Origin of the sequence: Agathobaculum sp. (assembly GCF_050946325.1) — a bacterium.
In the GTDB taxonomy this organism is placed as follows: domain Bacteria; phylum Bacillota; class Clostridia; order Oscillospirales; family Butyricicoccaceae; genus Agathobaculum.
The window spans coordinates 1-4,483 of sequence record NZ_JBMNUP010000152.1 but is presented as its reverse complement, the minus strand read 5'-3'; the positions used below and the strand labels follow the sequence as shown (position 1 = coordinate 4,483).

Genomic DNA, 4,483 nt, shown 5'->3' with positions numbered 1-4,483 from the left:
AGCCTGGAGATGCTGGTACATTTCCCGGAGGGACAAGCGACATGCCAATATTGCAAGCTGTTTTGTCGATATGAGGAAAATTTTAAGCGGTATAGCTGCCGCATCACAGAGGAATGGTTGATAAATCCATTTAAAGAACGCGGGAAATTTTGCCCGCTGAAGGAGAAAAACAATGGAGAGAAATGACGGTAAAATCCATATCCCAGCGAGAACCAAAAAGTACACCAACAATAACCGTGCACAGATTTGGATAAGCACGGAAGCATATAACGCATTGGTTGACGTGTATAACGAGAGCACGCTTTCGATGACACAGATCGGCAGCATATTCATTTTGAACGCAGCTGAACGTGTCGTGTTTGACAAGGAGGAATGACTTATCGGAATCCCTGTATTGATTCTAGGCGAGAGCGGGAGCGGAAAAAGCGCGAGCCTGCGGAACTTTGAGCCGGGTGAGATCGGTATTTTCAATGTGGCCGGGAAACCGCTGCCTTTTAAAAAGAAACTGCCGAGCAAAAACACGGATGAATACGCAAAAATCATGTCCGGCCTGCTGGGCGGCAAGTGCAAGTCTTTTGCTATTGACGATAGCCAGTATCTGATGTGCTTTGAGATGTTCAGCAAATCGGCTGAGGTGGGATATCAGAAATTCACAGACATGGCATTGCATTTTTACAATCTCGTGCAGCTCGTTATCAAAAAACTGCCGGATGATGTGATCGTGTACTTTTTGCACCACGTGGACGTGGTGGACGGGCGAATCAAGGCAAAGACCATCGGTAAGATGTTGGATGAAAAATTGACGCTGGAAGGTTTGTTTTCCATCGTGCTGCTGTGCCAGACGGACGGGCGAAATCATCAATTTATCACGCAGAGCGACGGTACCACGACTGCGAAGAGCCCGATGGAAATGTTCGAGCCGGTAATTGAAAACGATTTGAAAGCCGTGGATGGAATCATCCGCGAATATTACGGACTGGAAAAGGCTGTAAAAGAAAAGGAGTAATGGAAATGGCAATTAAAAAACCTGATAACTGGGAAAATGTAAAAGCCGCAGCGGAGCGGGAAAAACTGCCTGTGGGAGCATACATCTGCAAAATTTTGAAAGCAGGAGTACGCACATACGAGAGCCGCGACGGCAGCAGCACCTTTAAAAAGCTGGAGATCGCATTCGACATTGCAGAGGGAGATTTTACAGGGCACTACAAGAAGGATTTCGATGCGCAGCGCGGCGAGGACAAGAAGTGGAAAGGTGTGCTCCGGCAGTATCTCCCCAAGGACGACGGCACGGAAAATGACGAGTGGACAAAGAGCGTACTCAAGGCGCTGATCGAAGCTGTTGAAGAAAGCAATATCGGGTACCATTTTGATTTTGAACACGAAGAACAGCTCAAGGGGAAGATGGTCGGCATTTTGTTCCGCAACGAGCAATGGGCCATGGGGACGCGCAATGGATGGAAAGCGCAGCCGTTTAGAGCACTGACGGTAGAACGAGTGCGTAATGGCAAGTTTACTCTGCCTGCTGACAAGCCGAACAAAAATGCCGTGAGCATTGACGTGGCTGCGGATACAGATGATTTCGCCACCATTGACGATGACGAAGATTTGCCCTTCTGATGCATCCGGTAGAGCAAAAATCCGTGCTTGACAGCATGGTGATACTGGTGGACACACGGGAACAGGACACGCCGCGTCTGCGGCTTCGTTTAAATAAAATGGAATGCCCGTACGAGAGGCAGAAGTTGGACTTCGGGGACTATTCCGCGAAGTTCCGGATGCCCACAGGCGACTGGTGGAGCCTTGCCGGGCGTGTGGCCGTGGAACGGAAAATGAGCCTTGACGAGTTGTGCCAATGCTACACGCGCAGCCGGGACAGGTTCACACGCGAATTTGAACGCGCGGCCGGCATGGGCGCGAAAATCTATCTGCTTGTGGAAAACGGCTCGTGGGAACAGGCATGGGACGGTGAATTTCGCACGAGAATGACGCCGCAGGCGCTGATAGCAAGTATGACGGCGTGGCTGGCGCGGTACAACTGCCAGCTGCTTTTCTGCGAGCCGAAGCTGAGCGGGCCGTTGATACGCGAAGTGCTGTACCGGGAAGCAAAGGAGCTTTTGGAAAGCGAGGCATTCTGATGGGGCGTGCGGTTGACATTATCAAGGGCAGCCTTACGATGCGCGATATCTTCGCCAAGTATGGCTTTGAACAGAATCGTGCAGGCTTTATCGTATGTCCTTTCCACAGCGAGAAAACCGCGAGCCTTGGCACATATGCGAATGACAAACGCTGGAAATGCTTCGGATGCGGCGCCGGGGGCGACGTGATCAGTTTCGTGATGAAGCTGTTTGGACTCAACTTTTCACAGGCGGTCATACGGCTTGGCGCGGATTTCGGGTTTACAGATGATGAAAAGACTGATACCCGCGCCATGGCCGCTCAGCGCCGCGCACAGCGTGCAAAAGAGCTGGAAAAGCTGGAGGCATACAGGAAAGAGTGGGACAGCCATATGCTGCGATACAGAGCCTGTGAGGAAGCGGAGAAAGATTTCCGTCCGCATATAGGCATAGAAGCAATGCATCCAAGCTATATTGCTGCTGTGCGTGGCTGTGAAGACGAATGGGAATGGCTGCAAGGCCACCCTTGGAGGTGATTTGAATATCACAGGAAATGACGATATCGCCCTATACAAAGGACGATTTTTTAAAAGGGACGAAGCCGTTCGAGGACGTTTATGCGCACAAAGCAGACCCGTTTGTACATGACCGTGCGTTGGAACAGATGACGATTTGGGCAAAATCGGTCGGCGTGAACGGCTTCAAAAAACTCTATAAGGCATACATAGACAGCCTGCGCATCAAAAACAAAGAGATCATGGTGCCGAATGTCACGCAATTCGATGGACAGGAAATGGAACTGGATTCCGGCCGCTGGGTGGCGGATGAATTTGGGATAAGAACGGATGGTCCATATGGCTCGGATATTGAGGCGTGCAATCATCCGATCATGCCGGTGCTGCGGCTCGTAAACATCGACACGGGCGCAGAGAAGCTTCAGATTGCCTATCGAAAGGGCAAGCAGTGGCGCAAAGTCATAGCTGAAAAAGGCGTGTTGGCCAGCGCAAATAAGATATTGGAGCTTGCAAACGTGGGCGTCGCTGTGACGTCTGAAAGCGCAAAGCACCTGGTACAGTATTTCTATGACCTCGAATCTTTGAACTATGATCGGATCCCTGAAAAAAACAGTGTGAGCCGCCTGGGATGGATTGAAGATGAGGGTTTTTCGCCCTACGTAGAAGAACTTGTATTTGACGGAGACGCAAATTTTCGAACATTTTTTGAGAGCGTGAAAAAACGCGGCAGCATGGAAAAATGGCTCGGCATGGCACGCGGCATCCGGCAGAAGAGTGTATTTGCCCGCGTTATCCTTGCATCGGCGTTTGCGTCTGTCCTGGTAAAGCCGCTGGGCGGTCTGCCGTTCTTCGTACACCTTTGGGGAGGCACGGAATCCGGCAAGACCGTGGGCCTTATGCTGGCAGCCAGCGTATGGGCAAACCCTGAAATCGGGCGTTTCATCCACACATTCAACAGCACTGCGGTTGGACGGGAAAAGTCTGCGGCGTTTGTAAACAGTCTGCCTCTGATACTGGACGAGCTGCAGATCGTAAAGGACAAGCGGGAGTTCGATAAAGACATCTATATGCTCTCGGAGGGTGCAGGGCGCACCAGAGGCACAAAAAGCGGAGGGGTGGATAAAACCCCTACCTGGGCAAACTGCATCCTTACAAGCGGAGAAATGCCTATTACAGGCGCGGGCAGCGGCGGCGGTGCAGTGAACCGTATCATCGAAATAGAATGCCGGGAAAAACTGTTTGAAGACCCGCGCGGCGTTGCAGATACCGTTCGTAAAAACTACGGCTTTGCGGGGCGTGCATTTGTTGAGCACTTACAACAGGACGGTGCAATGGAGCGCGCTGCCGATCTGTTTAAACGGTACAGCGTACAGCTTGGCGAGGGAGATACCACGGAAAAGCAGGCTATGGCTGCGGCGCTTGTGCTTACAGCCGACAATCTTGCAACAGAGTGGATTTTTAAAGATGGCCGCGCGCTCACAGCCGGTGAAATCAGCGAATTTCTGCGAACCAAGGCAAGCGTTTCAGCGCATGAGCGCGGATATCAGTATTTATGCGAAACGATCAGCCAAAATGCGAACAAGTTCCTTGGCGGAGATGCCCCGGTGAGCGATGTTTGGGGACGGCTGGAGGACGATGATACGGCGATCGTGATACGGAAGGTATTTGATTCGATATGCGCAGACGGAGGATACAACGCGCAGGCGCTGTTGAGCTGGCTCGCGCAGAACAACTACCTGCAAACGAGCAAACCGCATCTGACGAAGACTGTCAGAATCAACAACATCCCCACCAGATGCGTGGTTTTGAGACTCCCACAGCTTGAAAATGACGATTTTGAGCCTTTGGACTACA

General features: G+C 51.4%; 6 protein-coding genes. 5 read left to right on the top strand and 1 reads right to left on the bottom strand.

Going from position 1 to position 4,483, the window contains the following annotated elements:
* The coding region (locus ACOYIE_RS09620; protein ID WP_433412681.1) for a hypothetical protein at positions 1-543 on the bottom strand (543 nt) is incomplete at its 3' end.
* Here ACOYIE_RS09620 and ACOYIE_RS09615 point away from each other — a divergent pair.
* The 5 genes from ACOYIE_RS09615 to ACOYIE_RS09595 all read left to right on the top strand — a co-directional run.
* Positions 542-1,006 (top strand): hypothetical protein, encoded by a 465-nt coding sequence (locus ACOYIE_RS09615; RefSeq protein WP_433412679.1) that lies wholly within the window; start codon positions 542-544, stop codon positions 1,004-1,006. The two genes, ACOYIE_RS09620 and ACOYIE_RS09615, sit on opposite strands and share 2 nt — an antisense overlap.
* Before the next feature lie 5 nt (positions 1,007-1,011).
* On the top strand, positions 1,012-1,617 hold the full coding sequence (locus ACOYIE_RS09610; RefSeq protein ID WP_433412677.1) for a hypothetical protein: 606 nt from the start codon (positions 1,012-1,014) through the stop codon (positions 1,615-1,617).
* A gap of 35 nt (positions 1,618-1,652) precedes the next feature.
* Complete coding sequence (locus tag ACOYIE_RS09605) at positions 1,653-2,135, top strand: ERCC4 domain-containing protein (RefSeq protein WP_158555404.1); 483 nt, start codon at positions 1,653-1,655, stop codon at positions 2,133-2,135.
* Positions 2,135-2,650 (top strand): CHC2 zinc finger domain-containing protein, encoded by a 516-nt coding sequence (locus ACOYIE_RS09600; protein ID WP_117460847.1) that lies wholly within the window; start codon positions 2,135-2,137, stop codon positions 2,648-2,650. Before ACOYIE_RS09605 ends, ACOYIE_RS09600 begins: the two co-directional genes overlap by 1 nt.
* A gap of 17 nt (positions 2,651-2,667) precedes the next feature.
* Positions 2,668-4,483 (top strand): DUF927 domain-containing protein (locus tag ACOYIE_RS09595; RefSeq protein WP_433412674.1); only part of this gene is annotated, 1,816 nt, incomplete at its 3' end.

Bases quoted from the DNA above. Each gene is read 5' to 3' on its own strand.
- ACOYIE_RS09615 (WP_433412679.1), top strand. From the start codon at position 542: ATGTCCGGCCTGCTGGGCGGCAAGTGCAAGTCTTTTGCTATTGACGAT.
- ACOYIE_RS09610 (WP_433412677.1), top strand. From the start codon at position 1,012: ATGGCAATTAAAAAACCTGATAACTGGGAAAATGTAAAAGCCGCAGCG.
- ACOYIE_RS09605 (WP_158555404.1), top strand. From the start codon at position 1,653: ATGGTGATACTGGTGGACACACGGGAACAGGACACGCCGCGTCTGCGG.
- ACOYIE_RS09600 (WP_117460847.1), top strand. From the start codon at position 2,135: ATGGGGCGTGCGGTTGACATTATCAAGGGCAGCCTTACGATGCGCGAT.